23 protein-coding genes, 1 tRNA gene and 1 pseudogene are annotated in these 26,234 nt (G+C 57.0%); 17 read left to right on the top strand and 8 right to left on the bottom strand.

From position 1 onward, the window contains the following. The 7 genes and pseudogenes from QNK41_RS16465 to QNK41_RS16495 all read left to right on the top strand — a co-directional run. Positions 1-265 (top strand): annotated as a pseudogene (locus QNK41_RS16465) (3-phosphoshikimate 1-carboxyvinyltransferase); the annotation flags it as partial. Next, positions 259-783, top strand: a complete 525-nt coding sequence (locus tag QNK41_RS16470; RefSeq protein ID WP_319258873.1) for a shikimate kinase — start codon at positions 259-261, stop codon at positions 781-783. The pseudogene QNK41_RS16465 and the gene QNK41_RS16470, both read left to right, overlap by 7 nt. A gap of 107 nt (positions 784-890) precedes the next feature. Next, positions 891-1,970: a chorismate synthase gene (gene aroC / locus QNK41_RS16475; RefSeq protein ID WP_319258875.1), complete on the top strand. Its 1,080-nt coding sequence runs from the start codon at positions 891-893 to the stop codon at positions 1,968-1,970. A gap of 194 nt (positions 1,971-2,164) precedes the next feature. Then, positions 2,165-3,298 (top strand): pyridoxal phosphate-dependent aminotransferase, encoded by a 1,134-nt coding sequence (locus QNK41_RS16480; RefSeq protein ID WP_319258877.1) that lies wholly within the window; start codon positions 2,165-2,167, stop codon positions 3,296-3,298. Beyond that, positions 3,295-4,026 (top strand): prephenate dehydrogenase/arogenate dehydrogenase family protein, encoded by a 732-nt coding sequence (locus QNK41_RS16485; protein ID WP_319258879.1) that lies wholly within the window; start codon positions 3,295-3,297, stop codon positions 4,024-4,026. Before QNK41_RS16480 ends, QNK41_RS16485 begins: the two co-directional genes overlap by 4 nt. Then, positions 4,023-4,850 carry a prephenate dehydratase gene (gene pheA / locus QNK41_RS16490; protein WP_319258881.1) on the top strand — a complete coding sequence of 276 codons (828 nt, stop codon included), beginning with the start codon at positions 4,023-4,025 and terminating at the stop codon, positions 4,848-4,850. Before QNK41_RS16485 ends, pheA begins: the two co-directional genes overlap by 4 nt. A gap of 197 nt (positions 4,851-5,047) precedes the next feature. After that, entirely contained in the window at positions 5,048-5,623 is a 576-nt protein-coding gene (locus tag QNK41_RS16495) for a manganese efflux pump MntP family protein (RefSeq protein ID WP_319258883.1), read from the top strand. A gap of 137 nt (positions 5,624-5,760) precedes the next feature. Here the strand turns inward: QNK41_RS16495 and QNK41_RS16500 are convergent, their stop codons facing one another. Continuing rightward, complete coding sequence (locus tag QNK41_RS16500) at positions 5,761-7,095, bottom strand: dihydroorotase (RefSeq protein ID WP_319258885.1); 1,335 nt, start codon at positions 7,093-7,095, stop codon at positions 5,761-5,763. 192 nt (positions 7,096-7,287) lie between these two features. On the opposite strand from QNK41_RS16500, the gene QNK41_RS16505 reads away from it, so the two are divergent. Beyond that, positions 7,288-9,606: a hypothetical protein gene (locus QNK41_RS16505; RefSeq protein WP_319258887.1), complete on the top strand. Its 2,319-nt coding sequence runs from the start codon at positions 7,288-7,290 to the stop codon at positions 9,604-9,606. A gap of 106 nt (positions 9,607-9,712) precedes the next feature. On the opposite strand, the gene QNK41_RS16510 is transcribed toward QNK41_RS16505, so the two are convergent. From QNK41_RS16510 to QNK41_RS16520, 3 genes are all read right to left on the bottom strand, one after another. Beyond that, positions 9,713-10,132, bottom strand: coding sequence for a cyclic nucleotide-binding domain-containing protein (locus QNK41_RS16510; RefSeq protein WP_319258889.1), 420 nt, complete (start codon positions 10,130-10,132; stop codon positions 9,713-9,715). Between the two features lie 576 nt (positions 10,133-10,708). Then, a complete protein-coding gene (locus QNK41_RS16515; protein ID WP_319258891.1) occupies positions 10,709-11,152 on the bottom strand; it encodes a flavodoxin domain-containing protein in 444 nt (147 codons plus the stop codon). Positions 11,153-11,207: 55 nt separating this feature from the next. Beyond that, a complete protein-coding gene (locus QNK41_RS16520; protein WP_319258893.1) occupies positions 11,208-12,764 on the bottom strand; it encodes an OmpA family protein in 1,557 nt (518 codons plus the stop codon). A 236-nt stretch (positions 12,765-13,000) separates the two neighbouring features. Here QNK41_RS16520 and QNK41_RS16525 point away from each other — a divergent pair, with 236 nt between their 5' ends. Both QNK41_RS16525 and QNK41_RS16530 read left to right on the top strand, forming a co-directional pair. Continuing rightward, positions 13,001-14,155, top strand: coding sequence for an MFS transporter (locus QNK41_RS16525; protein ID WP_319258895.1), 1,155 nt, complete (start codon positions 13,001-13,003; stop codon positions 14,153-14,155). Between the two features lie 37 nt (positions 14,156-14,192). Further along, positions 14,193-14,387 carry a hypothetical protein gene (locus QNK41_RS16530; RefSeq protein ID WP_319258897.1) on the top strand — a complete coding sequence of 65 codons (195 nt, stop codon included), beginning with the start codon at positions 14,193-14,195 and terminating at the stop codon, positions 14,385-14,387. A gap of 37 nt (positions 14,388-14,424) precedes the next feature. Here the strand turns inward: QNK41_RS16530 and QNK41_RS16535 are convergent, their stop codons facing one another. Together QNK41_RS16535 and QNK41_RS16540 are read right to left on the bottom strand one after the other, a co-directional pair. Beyond that, complete coding sequence (locus tag QNK41_RS16535) at positions 14,425-15,144, bottom strand: acyltransferase (protein WP_319258899.1); 720 nt, start codon at positions 15,142-15,144, stop codon at positions 14,425-14,427. Between the two features lie 200 nt (positions 15,145-15,344). Further along, the gene (locus QNK41_RS16540; RefSeq protein WP_319258901.1) at positions 15,345-16,385 is read right to left on the bottom strand and encodes a phenyltransferase domain-containing protein; all 1,041 of its coding nucleotides are present in this window, start codon (positions 16,383-16,385) and stop codon (positions 15,345-15,347) included. Between the two features lie 426 nt (positions 16,386-16,811). On the opposite strand from QNK41_RS16540, the gene argS reads away from it, so the two are divergent. The 7 genes from argS (at position 16,812) to QNK41_RS16575 (ending at position 24,081) form a co-directional block, all read left to right on the top strand. Continuing rightward, entirely contained in the window at positions 16,812-18,479 is a 1,668-nt protein-coding gene (argS, locus tag QNK41_RS16545) for an arginine--tRNA ligase (RefSeq protein ID WP_319258903.1), read from the top strand. 44 nt (positions 18,480-18,523) lie between these two features. Next, positions 18,524-19,219, top strand: coding sequence for an SPOR domain-containing protein (locus tag QNK41_RS16550; protein WP_319258905.1), 696 nt, complete (start codon positions 18,524-18,526; stop codon positions 19,217-19,219). Positions 19,220-19,232: 13 nt separating this feature from the next. Beyond that, on the top strand, positions 19,233-19,517 hold the full coding sequence (gatC, locus tag QNK41_RS16555; RefSeq protein WP_319258907.1) for an Asp-tRNA(Asn)/Glu-tRNA(Gln) amidotransferase subunit GatC: 285 nt from the start codon (positions 19,233-19,235) through the stop codon (positions 19,515-19,517). A 61-nt stretch (positions 19,518-19,578) separates the two neighbouring features. Continuing rightward, positions 19,579-21,039, top strand: coding sequence for an Asp-tRNA(Asn)/Glu-tRNA(Gln) amidotransferase subunit GatA (gene gatA / locus QNK41_RS16560; protein ID WP_319258909.1), 1,461 nt, complete (start codon positions 19,579-19,581; stop codon positions 21,037-21,039). Between the two features lie 25 nt (positions 21,040-21,064). Next, on the top strand, positions 21,065-21,244 hold the full coding sequence (locus QNK41_RS16565; protein WP_319258911.1) for a hypothetical protein: 180 nt from the start codon (positions 21,065-21,067) through the stop codon (positions 21,242-21,244). A gap of 155 nt (positions 21,245-21,399) precedes the next feature. Then, positions 21,400-23,265 carry a DNA mismatch repair endonuclease MutL gene (gene mutL, locus QNK41_RS16570; protein WP_319258913.1) on the top strand — a complete coding sequence of 622 codons (1,866 nt, stop codon included), beginning with the start codon at positions 21,400-21,402 and terminating at the stop codon, positions 23,263-23,265. A 261-nt stretch (positions 23,266-23,526) separates the two neighbouring features. Then, positions 23,527-24,081 carry a YcbK family protein gene (locus QNK41_RS16575; RefSeq protein WP_319258915.1) on the top strand — a complete coding sequence of 185 codons (555 nt, stop codon included), beginning with the start codon at positions 23,527-23,529 and terminating at the stop codon, positions 24,079-24,081. Positions 24,082-24,192: 111 nt separating this feature from the next. On the opposite strand, the gene QNK41_RS16580 is transcribed toward QNK41_RS16575, so the two are convergent. Both QNK41_RS16580 and QNK41_RS16585 read right to left on the bottom strand, forming a co-directional pair. Further along, on the bottom strand, positions 24,193-25,890 hold the full coding sequence (locus QNK41_RS16580; protein ID WP_319258917.1) for a L,D-transpeptidase family protein: 1,698 nt from the start codon (positions 25,888-25,890) through the stop codon (positions 24,193-24,195). A 159-nt stretch (positions 25,891-26,049) separates the two neighbouring features. Beyond that, positions 26,050-26,142: transfer RNA gene (locus QNK41_RS16585), tRNA-Ser, on the bottom strand. Between the last annotated feature and the right edge of the window lie 92 nt (positions 26,143-26,234).

Below are 26,234 nucleotides of genomic sequence, written 5' to 3' on the forward strand. Positions count from 1 at the left end.
GGCCAAGGAGAGCGACCGCCTGGCTTCCACCTGCGCCGAACTTAAGAAGATGGGCATTGTGGCTGTTGCTGAAAATGACCGGCTCCTGGTGACGGGAGGCGCGCCCCGCGGCGCATCGATCGAAACATATGATGACCACCGTATTGCCATGAGTTTTGCCATGGCCGGTCTCATTGTTCCGGGGGTGAGGATTCTTGACCCGAATTGTGTTGAGAAATCCTTCCCCAACTTCTGGGAGGTGTGGGAAACTCTTTACGCATGCTGACGCACACCATGAATCTGTTTCTCATCGGATATCGCTGCACGGGCAAGACGAGCGTGGGTGAAGTCCTGGCGCGGCAGCTTGGCTGGCGTTTCGTGGATACCGACCGCATGGTTGTCGAATCAGCCGGTGTCAGCATCGTTCGGATGGTGGCAGACCACGGCTGGCCGTTTTTCCGGGAACAGGAACGGCAGGCGTTGGTTTCCGTGTCCACCGGCGACCGCAAAGTGGTGGCCACCGGTGGGGGTATCGTTCTCGATGAGCGTAATATCAGCACCATGAAGCAGTCCGGCAGGATCGTCTGGCTTACGGCCAGCGAGAAGACCATCCTGACCCGTCAGCTTGGCGATTCGGCCACAGTCGAAAGACGGCCGTCACTGACCCGTCAGGGCTTGGCTGCCGAAATCACCTCGGTGCTGGCGGAAAGAAGACCAATCTATGAAAAAGCGGCTGATCGGGTTATCGCTACGGACCAGAGAACGATTGCCGCAATCTGTAAACGGATCATAGCAGCTATGTGACTGCAGAAGGAGGTCGGTGGTCACCCGTCAGCGGCCCGATGACCGAGGGTGGCGACGCTGGTTTTCAGTTTGGAATGAAGTCAACCCACTAAATAGGAACAGGCATCATGTCCAGTACGTTTGGAACGCTATTAAAAGTCTCCACATTCGGCGAATCCCACTGCAAAGGGGTGGGTGCAGTTCTGGATGGATGCCCGCCAGGCATGCAGCTTTGCGAGGCGGACATCCAGCCGCAGTTGGACCGGCGCCGGCCGGGCCAGAGCAAGCTTACTACCGACCGTCAGGAGGCGGATCAAGTGACCATCTTTTCCGGTGTGGAAAACGGCGTCACCTTGGGCACGCCCATCGGTCTGTTTGTGCCCAACAAGGATATGCGGCCCGGGGACTACCGTCAGATGAGCCAGATTCCCCGGCCTTCCCACGCCGACTTCACGTACCAGATGAAATACGGCGTGCGCGCCTCCTCCGGAGGCGGACGATCCAGTGCCCGGGAGACCATCGGCCGGGTGGCCGCCGGCGCGGTGGCCGATAAGATGCTCAAAGAAGCCTATGGGGTGGAAATTGTCGCCTGGGTCAGCGATGTTAGCGATATTTCGACAACGGAAGTGGATGTGCAGACCATCACCCGGCAGGCTGTTGACGGTAACCTGGTCCGGTGTCCCGACGCCGGTGCAGCCGCTCGGATGGAGGCCCTGGTGACTCGGGTCAAGGAGGACAAGGACAGCGTCGGCGGCATCGTTACCTGCGTGTGCCGCCATGTGCCGGCCGGCTGGGGCGAGCCGGTGTTCGACAAGATGGAGGCCAAATTGGCCCAGGCCATGCTCTCCATTCCTGCTACCAAAGGGTTTGAGATCGGCTCGGGTTTTGCCGGCACCCGGCTCAAAGGATCGGTCCACAACGACCCCTTCATGGCTGCCGACGGGCGCCTGGGGACGACCACCAACAACAGCGGGGGTATTCAGGGCGGTATTGCCAACGGGGAACCGATTCTTTTCCGGGTGGCGTTCAAGCCGCCTGCCACCATCGGCCTTGCGCAGCAGACGGTGGATTTTGACGGCCACCCGGTGACCCTTGAGGCCAAAGGCCGCCACGATCCCTGCGTGGTGCCCCGGGCCGTTCCCATTGTGGAGGCCATGGCCGCGTTGGTATTGGGGGATTTTGCCCTGCGCCAAAAAATGCGTGCATAGACCAGTGACCTTTCACAAACGGCATCTTTCGGCCCAGGCCGGCGTTCTCGCTCTGCTGAAATCCTCGACGTAGCGCTGCTACGCCTGCGGTTTCAACATCGCTGCGGCCTTGTCCTGAACCGAAATATACCATTTGTGAAAGGCCCCTGAAAAATTATGACCATCAGAGTTGTCGGTATTGAGGAATTAAGGAATTGAAACTGTCTAAGCGAATCCAAACGGTCGAGGGCTCTAAGACGGCTCGGTTCATTCCGTTGCTGGATGCATTGAAGCGGCAGGGTCGGTCGGTGATCAGCCTGGCCGTTGGCGAACCGACCGACGATACGCCGGCGCCGGTGATCGATGGCACCAAACGTGCCTTGGACCGCCAGGAGACCCGTTACGGCGACATGGCCGGGCTGATGACGTTAAGAGCCGCCCTGGCCGGCCGTTTCGAGGGCTGCAGGCCCGAAAATATCGTGGTTTTCAACGGATCCAAACAGGCGCTTTACTCCATCTTTCAGTGCATCTGCGATCCCGGGGACCAGGTGATCATTCCCGTGCCCTGTTGGGTGAGCTTCGCCGAACAGGTGAAGCTGGCCGGCAGTGAACCGGTCTTCGTCCGCACCAAAGCGGACCACCAATTGGATCTCGAGGGCATAGCGGCCGCCGTTAGCGCAAAAACCAAGGCCATTCTGATCAATTCTCCCAACAACCCCACTGGCGCCGTCTATCCCCGGCCGGTCCTGGAACGGATCGCCCGCCTGGCCGTCGAGCATGACCTGGTTGTGATTGCCGACGAGGCCTATGATTTTTTCGTATACGACAACCTTCCGCGTTTCTCACTATACGAACTGGAAGCGGTGCGGGAGAGGCTCATCCTCACCCGCAGTTTTTCCAAGCATTATGCCATGACCGGTTTCCGCGTGGGCTATGCCGTAGCCCCGACAGTCGTTGCGGCGGCCATGGTGCGGCTCCAGAGCCATCTGACCGGCAACGTCTGCACCTTTGCCCAGCACGGTGCCGTGGCTGCCCTGGCAATGGATGATGGACTGCTGATCCGGCGCCGAGCGGACCTGCAGCGCAAGCGGGACCTGGCCTTTGAGCAGGTCTCCGCCATGTTTCCCTGCATCCGCCCTCAGGGTGCCTTTTACCTCTTTCCGGATATTTCCGGCCACCTGCAACGGGGGGAGACGTCGGGGGATTTCACTGCCCGGATCTTGGAAAAAACCGGTGTCGCCATCGTACCCGGTGAGGATTTCGGCAAGGAGGGCCATGTACGCATCTGCTTTGCTGTTCCTGACGATCAGTTGCTGGACGCATTCAGACGAATTCGCGAGGTGCTATGAGCGATATCGGTATCATCGGTTTCGGTCGCTTCGGCAAGCTTACCGCCAGCTATCTGTCCAAAGATTTCTCAGTCGCGGTATTTACCCGCAGCGATAAGGACGAGGCCATCAAGGCCTGCGGCGCCCGGCCGGTATCCTTTGAATCGGCCTGCCGTCAGCGGATCGTGATCCTTTGCATGCCCATTTCCGCCATGCGGGACACCCTGCGGAAAGTGGCACCGCTGCTCAGGGAAGACGCCCTGGTGGTGGATGTATGCTCGGTGAAAGTCTATCCGGTGCAGTGGATGCGGGAACTGCTTCCCGCAAACGTTTCAATCCTGCCCACCCATCCCATGTTCGGCCCGGACAGTGCGGCCAGTTCCCTGGAAGGCCGCAAAATCGTCCTTTGTCCGGATCGTATCGACAGTGATCGATTTGAGAAAATCAGGAGCTGGCTGGAGAGCCAGGGGCTGGTGGTCATCACTGCTACGGCCCAGGAGCATGACGAGAAGATTGCCGTAAGCCTTTCTCTGACCCATTTTATAGGCCGGTCCCTGTCGGCCTTCGGTGCCCGGGACCTGGATATCGACACCGAGGGGTACAAGCGGCTCATGCACATTTTAGGGGTGGTCAGCCACGACACGTGGCAACTTTTCGAGGACATGCATACCTATAACCCCTATGCCAAACAAACACGCCAGGCATTTATCGACGCCATGACCGACATACACGAAAGGCTCAGCCAATGAAAGTCGCATTTCAGGGAATCCGGGGTGCTTACAGCGAGATGGCCGTTCACGAACATTTTGGAAAAGCGGTGGATACGGTCGGCTGCGATGCCTTCGACGATGTGTTCGATCGGGTGGAAAGCGGGGAGGTGACCTACGGGCTCATTCCCGTGGAGAATACCATCGCCGGCACCGTGGTAGAGAACTACGATCTTCTCTTTGCCAATGATATATTCGTTATCGCCGAAGTGTATCTGCCTATCCACCATACCCTGCTGGCCAAAAAAGGCGGTCGGCTGGAGGAGATCAAAGAGGCGCGTTCCCACCCCCACGCGCTCAAGCAGTGCAAAGCGTACCTGAAGTCGAAAAACATAAAAATGGTTCCCTCTTACGACACCGCCGGTGCCGCCCAGGCCGTGGCATCTGGCGACCGGTTGGACTGTGCCGCCATCGCCTCGGCGCTGTGCGCCGAGATATACGATATGGAGATCCTGGAGCGGGACATCCAGACCAACAGCTCCAACACCACCCGATTTTTCGTCATTGCCAAAAAGGAGAACCTGCCGGTGGACCACAAGACGGGCAAAACCACCGTGGCATTCAAAACCCGCCACTATCCTGGCGCCTTAGTGGACTGTCTGAAGATTTTCCAGAAGTACAGCCTGAACCTTACTAAATTGGAATCGCGGCCCATCCCGGAAAATCCCTGGGAGTATGTTTTCTATGCGGCCTTCGAAGCGGGCATCGACGCGGACGAGGTCAAATCGGCCATCGGTGAACTGACCCTGCATGCCCTGTTCGTCAAGCTGCTGGGGAGCTACCCCAAAGCGGAAAAGTGCTGGTAATGCCACCTTGCATTGAACCGCGATAGCGAGCGCATCCCACGCCGTTTGCCACGGATTTGGCGAGCGGACGGGACATCGATTTTTATCCATACGGGGCTGCGTAGCACTGCCGTTCGCCGCGGGGAATCTTCAACTTTACAGGCCGGTTGAAACCGTTAGGAAGCCAACCGCCGGTAACAGGAAATCGATCATTGGAAATGATCAACACACTGGCCCTTGCCGTGGCCCTGGCCATGGATGCATTTGCCGTCTCCATCGCCTCCGGGGTCTCCCTCCGGACTGTCAGCGCCCGCCAGACCTTTCGGTTGGCCTGGCACTTCGGCCTTTTTCAGGCCATGATGCCCGTCATCGGCTGGAGTGCCGGATTTACAGTCAGAAGTCGCATCGAGGCCTACGACCACTGGGTCGCCTTTGCACTGCTCGTTTTCGTGGCCCAGGGAATGCTTCGATCCGCATTCAAGGGAGAGCCGGTGGAGGAAGATGCCAAGGACCCCACCAAAGGTATGACCATGGTGATGCTTTCCGTGGCCACCAGCATCGACGCCCTGGCCGTGGGCCTGAGCCTTTCCATGATCAATGTCTCCATCTGGACGCCCGCGCTGATTATCGGATTGGTAGCCGGTGTGTTTACCACGGTCGGCATGCATCTGGGAAAAGTGATTGGCAGCATGGATCAGTTGAGCCGATGGGCGGAAATGACGGGGGGAATTGTCCTTCTGGCCATTGGCGTGAATATTCTGAGGGAGCATGGGGCGCTGTCTTTTCTTTTCTAACGCCAAAATGTCCTATTTCAGCCAATATCGGCGTTGGGCTCACCTTTCAATCCTCGACATACAACAAGCATTCCTCCGGTTGAAATGATCGCCCGCCATGATTTTGGCCGAACTGGAACGTTTAATAACCGAACGACTCATCTATTGAATTCCAGGCGCATACCCGCAGGCTGCGGATCGATTTTTCCGTCCAAATAGGCCAGGTGGCCGCAAACGAAGGTGGCTGCAACGCTCGACCGGAAGGTGCGTCCGGCAAAGGGTGTCCATCCGCAATGGTAGTACACCGGCTGGTCGTCTACGATGGTGGGTCGGTTCAGGTCTACCAGCACCAGGTCCGCCCAGTAACCCTCCCGAAGATACCCCCGATTCTTTACCTCGAACAGGCGCGCCGGGTTATGGGCTGTCTTTTCCGCCACCTGTTCCAACGAGAGCGCCCGATCATGCACGTGTTCCAGCAGGCTGATCAAGGCATGCTGGACCAGGGGCAGACCCGACGGCGCCCTCAGGTAGGACTGCCGCTTTTCCGCCAGGGTGTGGGGCGCATGGTCCGTTCCCACCACGTCGATCGTTCCCGCCTGCAATGCCGCCAGCAGTTCCCGGCGGTCTGCCTCCGTTTTGATGGCCGGGTTGCATTTGATCAGGTTGCCTTTGTCTCTGTAGTCGGTTCCCGAGAAGAGCAGGTGATGGACACAGACTTCGGCGGTAATCCGTTTGGCTTCCAATGGCATTGAAGAGAGAAGCGCCAGTTCCTTGGCCGTGCTCAAGTGCAAAATGTGCAGCCGGGTTTTGCACCGGCGGGCCAGTTCCACGGCCAGGGCCGTGGAACGATAGCAGGCCGCTTCGCTGCGGATGGCCGGGTGAAGCGCGATGGGGATGTTTTCGCCGTGGATGGCCTGAAACCGCCGGGTATTTTCATCGATGGTGGGGCTGTCCTCACAGTGGGTGGCCACGATGGTCGGACTGTGGGTAAAGATCTGTTCCAGTGCGTCGGGGTCGTCCACCAGCATGTTGCCGGTTGAGGCACCCATGAAAACCTTAACACCACAGGCCTGTTTCGGGTCGAGCATCTTGACGGCTTCGATGTTGTCATTGGCGCCTCCCAGGTAGAAACTGTAGTTGGCGAACGAGGCTTCCCGGGCGATGCGGTGCTTTTCCTCCAACAGGTCGATGGTGATGGTGGGCGGTGATGTGTTGGGCATTTCCATATAGCTGGTGATTCCACCGGCCACCGCCGCGCGGGATTCCGAACGGATGTCTCCCTTGTGGGTCAGGCCCGGTTCACGGAAATGAACCTGATCGTCGATCATCCCCGGAAGCAACGCACGACCGCCAGCATCGATGACCCGGTCTGCTCCTTTGCCGGACAGATCACCGCCGATAGCTTCAATGCGGCCGCCACGAATCAGCAGATCCTGATGGCTTGACCGGCCCTCATTTACCGTCAATGCATTTGTGATAAGAATGGATGTCATGGATGCTCCCTTTCACGATGGGCAAGCGTCACTGTTGTGGCCTTTTTAAATCCATTGTTTCCAAGGCTGGACAACAGACGTGGCCTTGGGTGGTGGGTTAATTTTATGGACACCGCAAGAGCCAAATGGTAAAGGTAACAAAGGGTTGATCAGGTCTTTACCTTTTTCATACAGCGGACGGAACGCGCAGGGATGCTCGATTTTCTAAAATTCCAACCCAGAATGCCTGGGCTCAAGGATTTCCCCATGGAGTCCTACTCCACCGATTTCTCGCTGGAGCGCCTGGTTCTGGGGGTGGACAACATCCGCTGCGATGTCCGCATGAGTCCTGCGTTCTGCAGTGCCACGGCCAAGTTGGCCGCCCTTCTCATCGAGCGCGAAACCGGAATCTGGACCACTTCTGAAAAAAAGCGACTGAGTGTACTTTCCAGGGAGCAGGAGAGCTACCGTCAGCTCTACGGGCAGATCATGAGTGATGCGGTCAACAAAGCCAGGGCCGCCAAAGAAATGCAGGTTGATTTTCTGGCCCAGATCGCCATTCTTTCCATGGTCCACGACGAAATCCGCAAACAGTATGACATTTTGATCGGCCATTGTAAAATCGCGATCCGCCGGTCGGACCTGGCTCACCACGAGGATCACAAGAAGGCGCTGAAGCTTAAGGAGAATCTGGCCCATGTCCTCCAGAGCCGTGAATCGGTGCAGCAGAAGGTGGGGCTTGAGCTTTGTGGGTATTTCAGGGAAATTCGAGAAACCGACATTCGGGAAATGCGCGAAGCGGTGTTCGGCCAGGATCTGCCATTTCTTTTCGACCTGCTCACCAATCCTATCGTTCACATGGATAATCCGTTCAATGACCACTTCATGATTGAAGAGTATGACCTCTGCCTGGGGCGTCGGGTCGAAGATCCGGACCGCTACGAAATGATGCTCAGCCTCATGCGCAGCATTTTCGGTTTTCTTGACATGGAGGAAACCGCAGCGATCAGTTGGACGCTGGACCGGCGACGCCGGGAGATATCTGCTGCCGAATTGCCGGGCAAGGATGAAGCCAAAAAATTTCAGCTGCAACGTCTGGATCAGTGGATCAAGCGTCCGGAAAATATCGACCTGCTGTTGAACCGGGACCTGGCCAAGAAACAATACAAAGCCTTGAAACGATCAAGGGCGGACAAGGAGACCCGCCTAACCCACCGGCTGAGGATGAAAAACCAGCGATTGTTGATGGGCTATTTTTTCCGGCAGTTTTCCCGGACCGGCCTCATGGAACGGATTACGGCTTCATACGAAATGCAGACCCTTTATCGCGACTACTGTCCCCCCCTTGTCCCTCAGCAGATTCTGCAGTTTCTGATCAACCCCAAGAGCCGAAAGCTGGTGAGAAACCGGCTTAAGCGTCTGAAACAGCTGTATGGCAAGACGTTCAGCATGTGGCCGCTCAACCGCAAAGTGGTTCAGATGGAGCGGATGGGCCGCCGTCGGAAAAAGCAATACCTGGTCCGATTCCTCCGGGCCTTCTCCCGGTATCATCGCGATTTTTGCTGCTTCAATATTTATCGTGATGCGGCGGAGCGGATCAATCTGGTCACCGACAAAAAAATTCTGGCGCTCTCCAAAGCCAACCGCACCCTGTATGAGTTTCTGTTGCCCCATGAGCAGGAAATGGGTGAAAAACCCATCATGAACCACACCATCATCAAGGCCGATCTACGCGGATCGACGGATATCACCCACCAGATGAACGAACGCGGGCTCAACCCGGCCTCCTACTTCAGCCTCAATTTTTTTGATCCCATTTCCGAGATCCTTTCGGAGTATGACGCCCACAAGGTGTTCATCGAAGGCGATGCCATCATCCTCTCCATCTTCGAGCGGGAGGATACGCCCAGCGGCTGGTACAGCGTGGCCCGGTCCTGCGGTATGGCCATCAACGTGCTGATGATTATCAACCGCTACAACAAGAAGAGCCAGGAATACCAGCTGCCGATCCTGGAACTGGGCATCGGCATCTGCCACCGATCAGACGCACCCACCTTTCTTTTCGACGGGGACAACCGTATCATGATATCCCCGGCCATCAACCTGGCCGATCGCCTTTCCGGATGTCACAAATCAGTGCGGCGGATCATCCGCAAAAACAACAGCCCCTTCAATCTTTTCGTTTTTCAGGGGGCTTCGGATGCGGAAATGCGACAGACGGCCGACGATCTTCTACTGCGATACAACGTCAACGGCATTGAGTTGAACGAGGCCGGATTCCGCAAGCTGGCTCAGGAGATCGACCTGAAGCAGTTTTCCGGTGATATTCCCGCCCTTCAACTCGATAAGGTCCGTCTTTTCACGGGCAAGTTTCCCACCCAGTCCGGCCGATACCAACGCCTGGTACTGCGCGAAGCTGAGGTGCCCGCGGTCAACCCCAAGGACCTCAGCCCGCTGAACGTGACCCACCGTAAATACTACGAAGTTTGCACCAGCCCTGCGCTTTACAAGGCCACCAAACACTTGATTTAGCAGTTATATGGCGGCCACCAGACGCTTGCATGTGCCTTCGCCGTGCTACCGTTCGGCTAACCATGCACATTGACGACCCATACCGTCATGGCCCGATCAATGATCATCAGGCAATACTGGGGTAAAGGTTCACCAATCGGTTGCCCAGCATCGTGGCCACACGCTGAAAGAGGGTGGCCCCTTCGGTCGGATGTTCCCCAAGAATATCGAGAAATCGCTGCCTGTCCACTTTGCTGAGGATGGAGGGTTCCAGGCAGCGGGCTGTGGCGGAGAGGGTTTCGCGCCCGATGAGACTGGACCAGCCGATGATCTCCCCTGGTTGGTAGGCCACGTAAACTTCACGTGATTTTTCGCCCAGTGTGAGCTTGATACGGCCTTTGACCAGGATGTAGAACGACTCGGCCGGGTCTCCTTCCCTGAAAACCACCTGTCCCTCTTCCAGGTTCTCCTTGGTGGTGGCCGCCATGGCCTCCTTGACGAAGTCCGTGTCCATTCCCCAGAAAAGATCTCCTTGTTTAAGATACATGGGTGGGCCTCCTTTTCGTTAGGGTTGCGATGATGGATCCAAGATACACAGTGAATCCATGACGGGCGGTGAACGCCCCTTTGTTCGCCACGACATCGTGTCAGCCGGTTCGCCATCGTTAACCTGGAAGGGATGCCGGCGTCCGCACATGGCCACCTTGGGTGAGCGTCGAATCAACCGGATCGAAAAATGTTATGCGGTCCAAGAAACGGGTTGCAAGGAAAGCGTGATATCGCAGGAAAACAGAACGTAGCTCGTCTGGCTCAGAAGTTTACGATGGCGCGGCCGACAAGGAGATGTCACGATAACATCTTATCTTATTAGTAAGTTAAATTTAGCCTATCCGTAGGTGCCCAGTCAACTGAAAAGGAGTATCCCAAAGCAGTCATTGATGTGGGGACTGCCTCAGGCGATATTTTAAATGGCGGAATTCCGGGAGACGGCTGGGATTCGAAGTTCCGCCTGAAGTGACTGCTTGCTCCACTGTGTAGCCTTGACCAGTGGTGCCGGCCAAAAAAAAACGGCGGTGGGCCGATCCTGCCGGTCCAACGCCGTTCTCAATCGCCGATGATACGATCAGCCGAGTTTTTCGCCCAGCGCCTTGCCGTAATCCTGGCAGGACTTCATTCCTTCGCTGCCTTCGACCATGGCTTCAGTGAGGTTCAGGGGCCCCAGGTTGGTCATGTCCATCTTGAAAACGTGCTGCATGGTGTCGAAGATCATGGGTGCACTCTCGCCGCTGTGGGTGTGGGAACCGAAAGCGCCGCCGATTTTGCCTGTCAGGTTGGCTTTTTCCGCCTTGAACAGGAACTGTTTCATCCCGCTGGTCAGGTCTTTGTGATAGGTGGGGCAGCCGAACACATAGGCGTCGTATCCGGTGATGCCTTTCTCATTTTCAATGGCTGCGATCTTCTTGACCTCCACGCCCTGCCCGCCGATCCGCAGACCTTCGGCGATGTAGTTGGCCATGGCTTCGGTTTTTCCTGTCCGGCTGACATAGGCGATCAGTACTTTTTTCATGAAACCTCCTTAGATTGATGGATCGTTGATAGGGTTAATAAATGCATAAGTCCAATCATATGGATTTTGCCTCAGGGATGATCAGGATGTCGATACGGCGGTTGATGGCTCGGCCCGCTGCCGTGGCATTGGAAGCAAGGGGGCGCTCGGAACCGTATCCCACGGCGGAAAGGCTGTCCGGGGGAAGCGTCTGGTTGGCGATCATGTATTCGCGGACGGCCTCGGCCCGCTGCTGGGACAGCAGCATGTTGACTTCGTCGGAACCGGTGGCGTCCGTATGCCCCTCTACGATCACCCGCGGATCATCGAAGGTGCGGATGGCCTTCTGGACCTTGCTGAGCAGGGCGTAGTTTTCCGGCATGATGATGCTTTTTCCCACGGGGAACCGCATGGCCTTGAGCCGGATCACCAGCTGGTTCTCCTGTTTGTAAACCTCGGCTTCATCACTTTCGAAATAACTCTGCACCGCCACATAGAGCTGGTTGAACTTTCTTTCCGCTGCCAGGCGCTGCTCCACGGCCATATGTTCTCTGGCCATGCGCTCCTTGGCCATCTGGTCTTCCCGGGTTTTGCCTTCCAGTGTGGCCACGCGAACGTTGAAGGCGTCGATCTGGGCCTGGTAGTCAGCCTTGATCGATTCCATCTCCGCCTGCAGGGCCTGATTTTTTTCGGACATGAACAGGCGGTCACTGTTCAGTGAATTTACCGAACCGATGATATTGTCCAGTTGAGTCTGGTATGCCTGGTCGCGCATGTCCTGGGCACCGAGTGCGGCAGATATCGTGTGCAGGTGATTTTCCATCAACAGGACGATTGCCTCCGGCTCCATGGTTTTAATCTGGTTGCTCTGCTCGGTGACCACTACCAGCCGGTTGGCCTTAAACAGGGCCTCCCGGGCCATGGCGTGCATCTCTTCCTTGGCATAGGGATTGGCCGAGATGAACGCGTCGGTGGCGTTGATCTGATCCACGGCCTGGCCGTAGGAGAGGGGAGCGATCTTCCGGGCATCGGCCGCTTCGGCCCGGGCGATGAGCGTTCGCACCTCGCCGATGGTCTCCTCTTTGATGGCGCGAACTTCCAATTCCCGGTAGCGTTCGAGCACCTTGCTTCGGTTGTTCTGGGCATAGCTGAGATTGTCCCTTTCAATGGCCCGGGTCAGGTCCAGAAAGTCGTTTTCCACCCGGCGGTATTCATTCTCGAACTTGGCAGCCCCGGCACTGCGGGCCATTTCACGCGCCTTGAGGGTGTCGGTCAGGGTCGTTCGCGAAATCGTGGCAATCTCTTCCGCTTGCTGAAGGTAATCGCGTGATTCCATGACGGCCTTGCGGATATCGGCGATCTCATTGCCTTTTTCAAGATCCTTTTGGGCGCTGAAAAAGGCGCTCTCGGCCTTTTTGAACCTATCGGGGGAGAGGATGTTGAGCTGGGCCATGCGTGCTTCGGAAATATCGCTGCTGAGCTGATTGACCCATTCCACCGGATTGTCCATCATGGCCTTGTTCGGGTCGAGGGTCGCCGCGGAGCCGGCCATCTGAGACTGAACGCATCCGGTCAAGGCCAGACCGACAATTACCAGGGAAATCCAAATGGGACGTCTCGCCCAATTTTTCATTTTTTCCTCCTTGGTGGGGACGATTTTTTTGTGGATCTGTTTTCCGGGATCGATCGATGGCAGGCAACCATCAGCGTCGTGAATGATGCGCATGTTTTCGATTTATGTCAACATTTCAGTACACCCGGCCAATTTCTCTCAGTAATCCAAATGGGGAAAGGCGTTGCCTTTCCCCCCAGAATGGATATGATGCCCGGACGATCAATATTGTCATCTTCTATGTTTGCGATTTAGCCATGATCAGCGAGAAAAACGCCATCAGAGTTCAGTATTTCCTTTATTTCGGAGCTATGGGCGTATTTCTGCCTTACTTCAACCTCTATTGCCTGAACATCGGTTTTACCGGCTTTCAGATCGGCAGCCTGAGTGCCGTTCGCGCAGCCGTGCTGATTCTCTTTTCCATTTTCTGGGGAACCCTGGCGGACCGAAAGAACCTCCGCCGTCCCATCTACATCCTTTGCAGTTTTGTCAGTACCGCCCTGTGGGCGCTTTTTCTCTTCACCACCGATTTTCGTTTCATGCTGGTCCTCACCATCTTCTACGGTGCTTTTTACGCCCCTATTATCTCCTTTCTCGAAGCCTTTGCCATGGACGTGCTGGGCAAAACCAAACACCGCTATGGCCGCACCCGGGCGTGGGGATCGATCGCATTCATCGCCGTGGTGCTTATTTCAGGAAAGATGATCGACCGCTATACCGTGGGTATCGTCATTGCGTTGGTGCTGGCCATATCAACCGCCCAGGCCATGACTGCCACCGGCATGCCTCGAATCCTTACACAGCGGCAGGCTCAGCCCCATGATGCCGTGCGGTTGTTCTCGGGTCATACCCTGGTATTTCTCCTGTGTGCGTTTCTCATGCTGGTGAGCCATGGGGCCTACTACGGATTTTTTTCCATTCACCTGGCCCAACTGGGGCACGGCGGCAGCTTTATCGGCGTCTGTTGGGCCATGGCCTCCACGGCGGAAGTGGTGGTGATGATCAACTCACCCCGGCTGTTTGCCCGTTTTTCCTTCAAACGGATACTGGCTGTATCCTTTGCGGTGGCGGTGTTGCGCTGGTGCCTGTTGTACGTCGCCCAGTCGGCGATGGTCATATTAGCCAGCCAGCTGCTCCATGCCATCACCTACGGAGCTTTTCACATGGCCGGCATCCTCTACATGGATCAGCTTGCGCCGGCATCGGAGAAAACCCTGGGCCAGGCATTGAACAATGCCGTGACCTATGGCCTTGGGCTCACCGTGGGTTTTTTTGTCAGCGGCGTGCTATATGACGCAGGCAACACCGCACCGCTATTTCTGTTCAGCGCCGGTGTAGCGCTGGCGGGAGGATTGCTGTTTGCAGGATTTCACTGGGTTGCTTCCGATGGGAAATCGGAAACCGCGGCATGAGCCGTCAGCCTGTAGACCGTTAAAGGAGTCGACTACCATGCCCACAGCCGAGTGCCTGTGCAACGAATGTGGCCACCTATTTGCGCATCTGACATTCAAAGGCGATGACACCCCGCCTGTCTGCCCCCGTTGCAGGGGAAGGGATATCCAGGTGAAAACCAACCCGGAGGGATTCATGGCCGGCCCCGGGTTGGGATCGCACATCGTCGGGGTTCCCAAGGGACCTTCCTGAGCGGGATGAGATAAGTCGGCGGTCTGCCGACGTTGGTTCAATCCCCCCTGGCGGGAAACAGCAGGTGGCGCAGCCAGCCAAACAGGGTGTTGCCCTGGAGCATGGCCTGCTCCCAGGCCATGAATTCCCGGGAGAGTTTGGCCGGGTCGGAGAAAAATTCGGCGCGGGTGGTGAAGGACTCTTCCGGGTTCAGCTGTTTGACCACCCGGGCCGGGTTGCCGGCGGCTACGCAGTTGGCGGGAACCGAATCCACCACGATGGCCCCGGCGCCCACGATGCTGTTCTCGCCGATTGTTACGCCCTTGCAGATGATGGCGCTGTCCCCGATCCATGCATTTTTTCCGATGGTTACCGGCATGGTATTGCCAAAGGAGATGCGGTCGTAGATCCCGTGCCAGTCGGAATCGGTAATGTAGGCACCATTGGCGATCATGCAGTTGTCGGCGACGCTGATACCGGCGGCGCTGCTGATCCTGACGCCGGGGCAGATCAGGCAGTAGTCGCCGATGGTGATATGTCCCTTGCCTGCCTGGTCCGGCCATACCGACAGCCGGATTTTTTTGTCCGGGGTGGCGATGATCGTGGCGAATCGTCCGATGGCGATCGGCGCACCGAACAGCTCTACATGCCAGGGCCGCATGAAGGTGAACCCCCTTCCCAGGTGCTCCAGTTGGGGACCCAGAAAGTGGTGGGCATAGAACCTCTGAAACTTCAGGTATGCCTTTTTGACAACGTAGGGGCGATGATCTTTAATCATGATGGATCCGTAAAAAGCCCGATATCTGCGTTACGCTTCATCCCTCGTCACTGCAGCGTACCACATGTACGCCTCATTCCTCGAGATTCGCAAGCCATGATCTCGGGCTTTTTACGAATCCATCTATAATGTAATTTATTCTGACTTCATCAAATATTGGGGGACTCCCCTAACCAATACATGCGCAGAATGGCCGGCCGTCAACCGGGGTGTCCGTTTTCAGCCCACCAGGCATGACTGAACAGCCGTCCTCCGGGGGTAAGGTGGAACAGCGCATCGGCTGCCAGTAGCACCACCGCATTGGTCCAGGTTATTTTTTCTTCGGGCCACCGGGTCATGTCCGGAAAGGTGAATCCACACCAGAAGGAGCCGTCATCAAATACGTGATCCGACAGCCAATTGAAGATGATAAGCGCCTTTTCCATATCCCCCATGGCGGCCAGGGTCAGCACCAATTCTGAACTTTCGGCGACCGTCACCCAGGGTTGGTCGGAGACACAGCGAACCCCCAAGTCCTCCACCACATATTTCTTCCACTGTCGCTTGATGCGTCCACCGGCCATTTCTCCGGTAACGGCACCGCACAGTACCGGGTAGAACCAGTCCATGGAAAATCGGGATTTGGTCATGTTGAACAGGTATGGCCGATTGCAGATCGCATCACCGAGACGCTTGTAGGCATCGGCCCAGGGGATGGTCGCCATGCCCAGCTCGTCGGCAATCGCCATGGCGCATTTCAGACTCATGTAGATGGAACTGGATCCGGTGAGCAGGGCCATGGGGTCCACCTTGCCCTGGGGGCTGATGGCCCAACAGATTTCTCCGTTGGTGCGTTGATGGCTGACCGTAAAGTCAATGGCTCGCCGCACCGTGTCCCACATGGATTCCAGAAAATGGCGATCGCCGGTGATCAGCCAATAATGGAATACGCCTACGGCGATGTATGCGCTCATGTTGGTTTCGCGGGTCCGGTCCTCGGGGATGCCTCTGCGATAGGCGGCAAACCAGCTGCCGTCGGCCAGCTGCATGCTGCGCAGCCAAATAAAAGCCCGTCGGGCCTGTTCCAGGTATCCCCCCACCGTCAGCCCCATGGCCGCCTCCACATGATCCCATGGGTCCGTCTTGTCTCCCGTGGACCAGGGGATTTCGCCGGAGGGAAGCTGAGTGGCGGCGATCAGACGGCACACCGCATCAACATCAACGGCAATCTTCTGCCGCTGCTTGCAGATACTCAAATTCATAATAATAATAAACCTTTTTGGTCGCGCCAGAGTCCAAACAATTGTGTTGCAGTGTCCAGCAGATACAATAAAATACGTTGGAAATTATGGATATGCAAGGGAAAAGGCCAAATCCGGCAAACCCGACATTAAATGGCAGGCAGGATGTTGCCCAAAAAGGGTCTCGATCCTTCATGTGGCATCGCCACGGGTTTTGCCGCTGGTTTCCCCAACCCATGTTCTGCCTGTCAAAAACACCCCATACAAGCATCCTGCAGTCGGGGTGAACCTTCTTGACTTGGATCGGAAAACTCTTTATGAACTGGACTTTATCGAAAAATGCGTGTGCCCGACGGCAGACGCCGTTGCCGGATGACGGCAACCATCAACTTGACCAAACCGCATCGGCTGACCCTTCCTAATCAATCGGCCGTCAGGAATTCATTCATGAAGAACGCGCTCAAGGAAATCATTCTGGCGGCAGCAACGGCCGCTCACCAAAAAGGTATCTTCCCCTCGTCCGATTTTTGTGAGGTGGTGCTGGAAGAACCCAAGGCCGACAGCCACGGCGACCTGTCGACCAACATGGCTATGCAAATGGCCAAAACCCAACGCATGTCACCGCGGAAAATTGCCGAAACGCTCATCGACCATCTGGATGATACAAGGGGCCTCATCGACCGTACGGAAATCGCCGGGCCGGGGTTCATCAATTTCTTCATCCGTCCGTCCGCCTGGTACCCCGTGCTGGCCGCCATTCACGAACAGGACGACCAGTATGGCCGCTGCGACCTGGGCAAGGGGACCCGCATTCAGATCGAATTCGTTAGCTCCAACCCCACCGGCCCCCTTCACGTGGGCCACGGCCGAGGTGGTGCCGTGGGGGACAGCACAGCCAACATTCTCTCTTTTTGCGGTTTTGATGTACAAAAAGAGTACTACATCAACGATTCCGGTCGACAAATCCAAACCTTGGGTATGTCGGTCTACCTGCGGGGAAAAGAACTGCTCGGCGAAACCGTGGATTTTCCCGACACCTGCTACCAGGGTGATTACATCCGGGACCTGGCCGGTGAGCTGCTTGAACGGGAGGGGCGGGAGCTTTTTGATAAAAGCGAGGCGGAGACCATCATGCCCTGCGCCCGTTATGCGGCCGAGAAAATTACCGAGGGTATGCGGGCCGACCTGGTGGATTTCGGGGTGACCTTCGACCAATGGTTCTCGGAACAGAGCCTCTACGATTCGGGCAAAGTGGCAGGGGATATCCGTGATTTCAAGGAAAAGGGACTGATATACGAGAAAGACGGTGCCCTGTGGTTCAAGACCAGCGACTACGGCGACGAAAAGGACCGCGTGGTGGTCCGCCAGAATGGCCAGACCACTTATTTTGCATCGGACATCACCTATCACAAGGACAAGTTTGAGCGCGGGTTTCAAAAAGTGATCGACGTGTGGGGGGCTGACCACCACGGCTACATCCCGCGGATGAAAGCCGCCGTGGTGGCCTCGGGATACGATCGCGACCAGTTCAACGTCCTGCTGGTGCAGCTGGTCAACCTGCTGCGGGCCGGTCAGCCCGTGGCCATGTCCACTCGGGCCGGTGAGTTCGTCACCCTATCCGACGTGGTCAAGGAGGTCGGCCGGGATGCGGCCCGGTTTATTTTTCTGACCCGCCACTATGAGAGCTCTCTGGACTTCGACCTGGAACTGGCTAAACAAAAGACAAACGACAACCCCGTGTATTACGTCCAATATGTCCATGCGCGCATTTCCAGTATCCATCGCAAGGCTGGGAGCGATGGGCTGGATGTGAGCGGATTTGCGCCATCGGATCTGTCTGCCCTGGAAACACGGGAAGACATCGTACTGATCAAAGCCCTGGCCCGTTATCCGGAAGCGGTCGAAACTGCCGGCGCCCTAAGGGAACCTCACCGCATCACCTACTACCTGATGACCCTTTCCGCTGCCTTTCACACCTATTACAACCGGCACCGGGTATTGTGTGAAGACGATCTTAAGTTGACCCGGGCCAGGCTCTACCTGATCTCGGCCGTTCAGAAGGTGATCCGCAACGGACTGGCGCTGCTGGGCGTCTCGGCTCCGGACGCCATGTAGGCCGCCTTCAGCGTGCCCCATTTCCCGGGCAAAGGAACCAATCTGTGACAAAGGCCAAGGCCACTGCGTCAAAACGCCGGATTGCCTGGGGTCGATACCTCCTGGTCTTTTTCGTTGCGGCCTGGATGTTCGTTCTTGGTGTGCTGGTGGGCCGGGGAACGGCCCCCCTGCATTTCGATACCCAGGCGCTGCAAGAAGAGCTGGCGGCCCTGCGTGACGCCATGATGAAAAAGGAGCGGCAAGCGGTCGAAAAAGCCATTCGGGGAGAAGATGAAAAAGCGCCTTTGGAGTTTTATGAGGCCCTGAAAAAAGATGGGCTGGACACCGCCGTCCAGATTCCCGTGCCCGAAGCGTCGACGGCTGAACCCCCACCCCGCGCGGAAACCGCCGGATCGATGCAACCACCCCATAAGTCGCGAACCGTCACCATGGCCAAGAAATCCAGGGTGCCGGAAAAACCAACGGTCGGTAAAGCGCCCTCGTCCGCTCCGGCAGCTGCTGAAAACACGGCCAAGCTGACTATTCAGGTGGCTTCCATGAAAGATGGGGCAGCCGCCGAGCGAATCGTTGCAAATCTGAAAAAGGAGGGCTATCCTGCCTACCTGTCGAGAATTGTGATTCCCGATAAAGGCCTCTGGTTTCGGGTTCGGGTGGGCCGCTACCAGGACCGCGACCAGGCAGCTGCGGACATGAAGCGGTTGACCCGAGAACAAAAAAAGCCAATCTTGGTGAAAAAATAACAGGATGAACGCAATGAAAATCACCAAAACGGAAGTCTTGCACGTCGCCCACCTGGCCCGACTGGATATAGCTGAAGCGGACAACGACCGGCTGGCTGACCAGATCGGCACCATTCTCGATTATGTGGACACCTTGAATCAGGTGGACACCACCGGGGTCCCTGCCACCTCCCATGCCATCACCCTGACCAATGCATTCCGGGAGGACGAAGAGCAGAACCATCTGGACCCGCAGGCTTCTCTGGCCAATGCCCCGGAGCGGGAAGACGGCGCATTTGTGGTGCCCAAGGTACTCTGACGCTGCATTGACGATTTGGCCGTCGTTGCACCAGGCCGCAACTCCGCAAGGAACGGATGCCATGAAACTGCATGAATTGACTATTGAACAGGCCAGCGACCTGTTGAAAAATAAAGAAATTGCTTCCGTGGAACTGACTCGGGCCGTCCTGGATCGCATCGAGGCGGTCGACGGCAAGGTTGGTGCCTTTCTGACCGTCGATGCCGACGGTGCCATGGCCCAGGCCGAAGCGGCGGACCATCGCCTGGCCAAGGGTGACACGGCACCCCTTACCGGCATCCCATTGGGTATCAAGGACCTGATCTGCACCCAAGGCCTTCGCACGACCTGCGCGTCGAAGATGCTTGAAAATTTCATTCCGCCATACGACGCCACAGTCATTTCCCGATTGAAAAATGCCGGAGCGGTAATCGTGGGCAAGCTTAACATGGATGAGTTCGCCATGGGTTCCACCACCGAGCACTCCGGCTTTCAGATTACCCGCAACCCTTGGAATCTGAATCGTATCCCCGGCGGCTCCAGCGGCGGGTCGGCTGCCGCTGTGGCGGCGGACATGTGCCTGGGTGCCCTGGGCTCGGACACCGGCGGCTCCATCCGCCAACCCGCCTCCCACTGCGGCGTGGTAGGGATCAAGCCGACCTACGGACGGGTATCCCGTTTTGGGCTGGTGGCCTTTGCCTCTTCTTTGGACCAGATCGGTCCGCTGGGCAAAACGGTGGACGACTGTGCCATCATGCTGGACGCCATTGCCGGTCACGACCCCAAGGACTCAACCTCCGTCCCCGAACCGGTGCCGTCCTTTGCGGCGATCGCCGCTGATGGGCTTTCGGATGTGGTGGTGGGCATCCCCAACGCATACAGCGGCGCCCAAGGTTTGGATCCTCAAGTCGGTGCGGCTGTGGAACGGGCGGTAAAAACCATCGAATCGCTGGGCGCCAGATGCATCGATGTCTCTCTGCCCCACACCGATCATGCGGTGGCCGCCTACTACGTGATTGCCCCCAGTGAAGCCAGTTCCAATCTGGCCCGTTACGATGGGGTGAAATACGGTTTCCGCGACAAGTCGCAGGCCGATCTGCTTCAGATGTACCGCAGCACCCGGTCACAAGGATTCGGTGCGGAAGTGCAGCGTCGCATTATCCTGGGTACCTATGCCCTGTCCGCCGGTTACTACGATGCATACTACGGCAAGGCTTCCCAGATTCGCACGCTGATCAAGAACGATTTTCAATCGGCATTTGCATCCTGCGATGCGATTGTTTCCCCGGTGGCGCCCACACCGGCATACCCCATCGGCAAAACCCTTGACGATCCGCTGACCATGTATCTGTCGGATATTTTCACCCTGTCCGCCAACCTGGCGGGCATCCCGGGGATTTCGGTCCCCTGCGGTTTCTCGGACGACGGTCTGCCCATCGGTCTGCAGATCATGGGTCGCCATTTTAACGAACCGATGCTTTTTAAAATTGCCCGGCAGTTCGAAAAGGCGGCGAACATCACGGATAAAAAGCCGCCCTTGTGATCGAGGTCCAAAAAGGAAGGTTTGCATGACAATACAGCCTGAAGGCGAAAGCCTGAGAAAAGCAGTCCAGTGGATATCCGAAGAAAAAAAGGCGGGGTCACCCAAAAGCCGACAGCAACTCATAGAGGCGGCCTGCCTGAAATTCAACCTGACCCCCATGGAGGCGGAATATTTAGCGCGCAGTTTCAAGGAGATTGCCAAGTAGTGTCCATCCAAAAAAGGGCATCTTGTGGCCCAGCTCTGCGTTCTCACGTTTGGGGAATCCTCGACGTAGCGCTTCTGCGCCTGAGGTTCCCAAAACGCTGCGGCCTTGATCTGAAATACAATCTACCCTTTTTGAATATCCACCAGAGCACTTAAATGTCCAGAATCAGAATCCTTCCGGAAATCCTGTCCAATAAAATTGCTGCCGGAGAGGTGGTGGCGCGTCCGGCTTCCGTGGTCAAGGAACTGGTCGAAAATGCCATCGATGCCGGCAGCACCCGGATCATCGTGGAGACTGAACAGGGCGGGCGAAAACTTATCCGGGTGTCGGACAACGGACACGGCATGGGCCGGGACGATGCCCTGCTCTGTCTGGAGCGATATGCGACCAGCAAGATTGCCACGGATCCGGACCTGTTTGCCATACGCACCCTGGGATTCCGGGGAGAGGCGCTGCCCAGTATCGCCTCGGTCTCCCGGTTCACCCTCGTTACACGGGAAACCGACGCCGATGTGGGTACTCAGATTGAGGTGGGGGGGGGGCGGATCAATAAAGTCTCCGACGTGGGTGCCCCTCCCGGCACCCTGATTACCGTGGCCGGCCTATTCTACAACACCCCGGCCCGGCGTAAGTTTTTGAAAAGTATCGACACGGAGATGGGCCACATCGCAGACACCATTGCCAGCATGGCTCTGTGCCGGCCGTCGGTTCAATTCAGGCTGTCGCACAACAACCGGATCGTGAAAAGCTGGGCCCCGGCCGCAGAACCCATGGACCGGGTGGCCGATGTCCTTGGGGCGGCCATCAAGAAGGAGCTGTATACGGTTGCTCGGGTCACCGAGGATATCGAAATCAGCGGGTGGATCGCCTCCCCGCGCATGAACCGGTCCACCGCCCGGGGCATCTATCTCTTCGTCAATGGTCGCTGGGTCAAGGACCGGGTGATTCAGCACGCCCTGTTCGCCGGTTATACCGGGCGCCTGATGAAGGGGCAGTATCCGGTGTCGGTGTTGTTTATCATGGTCCCTTTCGACCAGGTGGACGTCAACGTTCACCCCACCAAGCAGGAAATCCGTTTTGTCCGCCAGAAAATGGTTCACGACACGGTGCGGGACGCCGTGTCCGACGCACTCAGGCAATCCGATCCCACCCGGTGGAACGCGAATGAACCCAGGATTGCCGAATTGGCGCAACGGCCGGCAGCCGTGTCCGAGCCGCCTGCCGAATACAACATGCCGCACCCACCAGGACAGCCGGGCGCCCAGGTGGGTGATGCGATGGGCCGGACAGCGGCTTCAACGGCCCACGCGGCTGGGGCGGAGAACAGACAGAAGCCATTGCCGTCTTCAGATCCCGTCGATACGCCGGCGCCAGCGATAAATCCAACGGCCCGCAACGGCAAACCCGCCCACCAGGCGCTGCTGTGGAAACAGCGGTTTTTTGCCGACCTGACCGTCATCGGCCAGTACAAGGGCACCTATATTATCTGTGAATCCCACGACGGCCTGATGCTCATCGATCAACATGCGGCCCACGAACGAATCGTGTTCGAACAACTCAAGCGCCAGTCCAACTCGCGCCGACCCGCTGCCCAGCGCCTGTTGCTGCCCGAAACCATCGACCTGGGATTCCGTGAAACCCAGATCCTGGAGAAGCTGGCTCCGGAACTGGACCAATTCGGGCTTGAGATTGAGCCCTTTGGCGGGAACACTTTCGTGATCAAGGCCGTGCCCACGCTGCTCGACAGCTCTGCTATTTCGGATCTGGTTACCCAACTCGTAGAAAAAACAGCGGAGATCGGTGTGGGTGCCGAGATGGAAACGATTTTGGATCAGTGCCTCATGCTCATGGCCTGCCACAATGCGATCCGTGCCCACCAGCAACTCACCGGGACGCAGATCAAGGCCATGCTCGAACAGCTGGATGCCTGCGACAATCCGTCGCACTGCCCCCACGGCAGACCCATCTGGATCCAGTGGCCTCTTAAAGACCTGGAAAGGCAGTTCCAGCGGATCGTTTGAAATCCCGTTTTTCGTCAACCGGTTGACAAAATGTGTGCCCCACAGCCGAAAATGACAGCCATAAGCAATCGGCTGTATGCCAAAAGGAAAAATCCATAACAACAATATATAAATTAATACCGATGGGTTGAATCTATATTTATGGCTGAGCCCCTTGTTTTTCCGCCCATTGCAGCATTCGGGTATGATTTTTGCTGTTATCTCCAGCAATTTGGATTAATGGCCGAATCAAGTTCAATATGCTGAAATGCGGAGAGAAACGTGGGTAGTTGCAGTCGACGCCATTTTATAAAAAAAATCGGTGCTGGTTTCCTGGCCACCTGCCTGGTGCCGGCAACAGGATGGTCTGCCCTGCTGCCGGAGACCACCCGCCGCTCCCTCTCCTTTTATAACACACATACCGGTGAACGTCTCGGTGTCTGCTATTATAGAAACGGAGTCTATTGCCCCGGTGCCATGGGACAGATCAACCGAATCCTGAGGGATCACCGCACCGGTGACATCGCAGACATGGATGCCCGGCTGATGGACCTGCTCTTTACCGTGAGCCAACGGTTGTGCTCCGGTTCTCCCTTTCACATCATTTCCGGTTACCGCTCCCCCCAGACGAATGCCCGGCTGCGCAAACAAAGCACCGGTGTGGCCAAGTTCAGCTATCATATGCTGGGGCGCGCCATCGATATCCGCCTGCCCGGATGCGATACCCGCAAGCTGCGGCAAGCCTGCCTGGATTTGGAATTCGGCGGCGTCGGCTACTATCCCCGATCCGATTTCGTCCACATAGATACCGGGGCGTTTCGAACCTGGAACGGGTAGCGGGCCAACAGCCCGTGCTTTCGTTAAAAAATTAAAAGGCCACGATGGATGATTTTTATCTCCATGGTGGCCTTTATCTTTCTGAGTTTGAAGGGTCAGCCGGTCTTGCGGCTAGTGAACGAAATCAGGCGGGCGGTTGGGTCTTCGCTGGCCAATCGCGCGATCGAGTTCACGGTCCCTGTCGTAGATGTCCCTGCGAAACTGAATCACACCTGTTTCGTCCGCCCAGGCAGTCATGTAAAGCAGGTGGACCGAAACCGGTTGTTTCAGACGGATGGTTCGGGTTTCTCCATTTTCAATGGCTTCGGTCAATGCATCCGGTGTCCACCGTTGATCACCCGCCAGCACAAAATCGGCCAGAACAAAAGGTGCTTCCACCCGTATACAGCCGGAGCTGAAATCCCGCTGAACCCGTTTGAAAAGGGAGCGGTTGGGTGTATCGTGCAGGTAAACGGCAAACGGGTTGGGAAACATGAATTTAATGCGGCCCAGGGCGTTGTTGGGCCCTGGATCCTGGCGAAGCCTGAAGGGGAAACGGTTGGCATGGTAGGCGTGCCAGTCAACGGTGGCGGGATCTACCTCCGGTGCGTCCAGCCCCCAGTTTTGAAGCACACGGATACCCCGCTGAGCCAGGTAGGCAACATCTTTTTGAAGCTCGGGAAGGATATCTTCAACGGCGATGGAGGTGGGTACATTCCAGTAGGGGTTGACCACCAGGTAGGTCATGTTGGCGCTGAACACCGGCGACCGCCTGGCCGGCCGCCCGACCACCACCCGCATCTGTAACGCCACACGGCCGTTCTCCACCGCTTTGAGATTGAAATCGGCCGTGTTGACAATGATGTACAGGGTTCCCAGATCATGGGGCAGCCACCGCCATCTTTCGAGATTGACCACCACCTGGCGGACGCGCTGTTCGACGGCAACGTTTAACATACCAATCGTGTTTCGCCCCGCAATGCCATCCGCCTTCAATCCATTGCGCTGCTGAAACCGCTTCACCGCGGACGCGAGCGTGGCATCGAAAAAAAGTGCATCCTCATCCGGGCCAATTGGACCAAGGTCCCCGCCTACGGCCAGCCGGCGGCGAAGATCGCCAACGGCAGAACTGACGTCGCCCGGCATGATTGTTATGCTGTCATCCAGCACCGGCCAGCCGTTGGCAGCGGCCAGGCCGCGAAGCTGGGCCAACGCGTTGCGAAGGGTCGTATACCCGCTGTGTGCCGGCCGCAATCGTTTCAACGCAGCGTTGATATCGCCGGTTGAGGCAGCGCTGGCAAGAGAGGCTGATAGGTCCACGGCCCCCGTGTTGATCTTCCAGTCGGCGTGCAGGGTTTCCGGGTTTACCCGCCCGCCAGCCAGATGGGAACCATACAATAGATAGGCATCGGTGAGAATCAGGTCCAGGTCTGCCCACAATTCGGGAGAGACCGAGGTCGGACCCGCCGCAGAGGACTGCTCACATATTTCGGCCAGCAATTCATGGATGGCATCCTGGTGGTAATCAATTGGCAAAAGTCCATCTTCCCCGGCACGATCGATGGCCTCTGCCAGGGCCTCCGCCTTTTCCAGGCGAAACGAAGCGTCAATCCACAGGGGCAGATGCTTCCTGTCGCGGTAGACCAGCGGAAGCATCTGGATGCCGCAGATCATTTCTCCCTGGCAGGAAAGGGAGGTGGCGGCCGGGTTCCGGTCCAGCCGGGCCCGGATGATGGCCTGCACCCGGTCAACCATGGAATCGGCGGCCCGGGCTTTCGGTACCATCCCGAAAAGGGCACATGCCAGAAAACCGCTGAACAGCAGGCACATGGCTAATATTGCCGCCGGCTTTATATCTGTTGATGTTATTTGCATAACGGGTTGACGATGGGAAAAGAGGATCCAACAGGCCAACAAAGGCGGCTCGATCCTCCCGGCCAAAAAAAGATAGCCCGCAGAACCAGCGGGCTATCGGGCAATGGTATAAACTGGCGGAGAGAGAGGGATTCGAACCCTCGGTGCAAGTTTCCCCACACACTCGCTTAGCAGGCGAGCGCCTTCAGCCGGCTCGGCCATCTCTCCAGGGTCAGCTAGTCGGGTCTGGCGGAGGGAGTAGGATTCGAACCCACGGAACTTTCGCTCAACGGTTTTCAAGACCGCCGCCTTAAACCACT

It is taken from the genome of Desulfosarcina sp. (assembly GCF_033791525.1).
Taxonomy (GTDB): domain Bacteria; phylum Desulfobacterota; class Desulfobacteria; order Desulfobacterales; family Desulfosarcinaceae; genus Desulfosarcina.

Excerpts from the sequence above, each read along its gene's own strand:
- QNK41_RS16470 (WP_319258873.1), top strand. The coding sequence starts at position 259 with ATGCTGACGCACACCATGAATCTGTTTCTCATCGGATATCGCTGCACG.
- aroC (WP_319258875.1), top strand. The coding sequence starts at position 891 with ATGTCCAGTACGTTTGGAACGCTATTAAAAGTCTCCACATTCGGCGAA.
- QNK41_RS16485 (WP_319258879.1), top strand. The coding sequence starts at position 3,295 with ATGAGCGATATCGGTATCATCGGTTTCGGTCGCTTCGGCAAGCTTACC.
- pheA (WP_319258881.1), top strand. The coding sequence starts at position 4,023 with ATGAAAGTCGCATTTCAGGGAATCCGGGGTGCTTACAGCGAGATGGCC.
- QNK41_RS16495 (WP_319258883.1), top strand. The coding sequence starts at position 5,048 with ATGATCAACACACTGGCCCTTGCCGTGGCCCTGGCCATGGATGCATTT.
- QNK41_RS16500 (WP_319258885.1), bottom strand. The coding sequence starts at position 7,095 with ATGACATCCATTCTTATCACAAATGCATTGACGGTAAATGAGGGCCGG.
- QNK41_RS16505 (WP_319258887.1), top strand. The coding sequence starts at position 7,288 with ATGCTCGATTTTCTAAAATTCCAACCCAGAATGCCTGGGCTCAAGGAT.
- QNK41_RS16510 (WP_319258889.1), bottom strand. The coding sequence starts at position 10,132 with ATGTATCTTAAACAAGGAGATCTTTTCTGGGGAATGGACACGGACTTC.
- QNK41_RS16515 (WP_319258891.1), bottom strand. The coding sequence starts at position 11,152 with ATGAAAAAAGTACTGATCGCCTATGTCAGCCGGACAGGAAAAACCGAA.
- QNK41_RS16520 (WP_319258893.1), bottom strand. The coding sequence starts at position 12,764 with ATGAAAAATTGGGCGAGACGTCCCATTTGGATTTCCCTGGTAATTGTC.
- QNK41_RS16525 (WP_319258895.1), top strand. The coding sequence starts at position 13,001 with ATGATCAGCGAGAAAAACGCCATCAGAGTTCAGTATTTCCTTTATTTC.
- QNK41_RS16530 (WP_319258897.1), top strand. The coding sequence starts at position 14,193 with ATGCCCACAGCCGAGTGCCTGTGCAACGAATGTGGCCACCTATTTGCG.
- QNK41_RS16535 (WP_319258899.1), bottom strand. The coding sequence starts at position 15,144 with ATGATTAAAGATCATCGCCCCTACGTTGTCAAAAAGGCATACCTGAAG.
- QNK41_RS16540 (WP_319258901.1), bottom strand. The coding sequence starts at position 16,385 with ATGAATTTGAGTATCTGCAAGCAGCGGCAGAAGATTGCCGTTGATGTT.
- argS (WP_319258903.1), top strand. The coding sequence starts at position 16,812 with ATGAAGAACGCGCTCAAGGAAATCATTCTGGCGGCAGCAACGGCCGCT.
- gatC (WP_319258907.1), top strand. The coding sequence starts at position 19,233 with ATGAAAATCACCAAAACGGAAGTCTTGCACGTCGCCCACCTGGCCCGA.
- gatA (WP_319258909.1), top strand. The coding sequence starts at position 19,579 with ATGAAACTGCATGAATTGACTATTGAACAGGCCAGCGACCTGTTGAAA.
- QNK41_RS16565 (WP_319258911.1), top strand. The coding sequence starts at position 21,065 with ATGACAATACAGCCTGAAGGCGAAAGCCTGAGAAAAGCAGTCCAGTGG.
- mutL (WP_319258913.1), top strand. The coding sequence starts at position 21,400 with ATGTCCAGAATCAGAATCCTTCCGGAAATCCTGTCCAATAAAATTGCT.
- QNK41_RS16580 (WP_319258917.1), bottom strand. The coding sequence starts at position 25,890 with ATGTGCCTGCTGTTCAGCGGTTTTCTGGCATGTGCCCTTTTCGGGATG.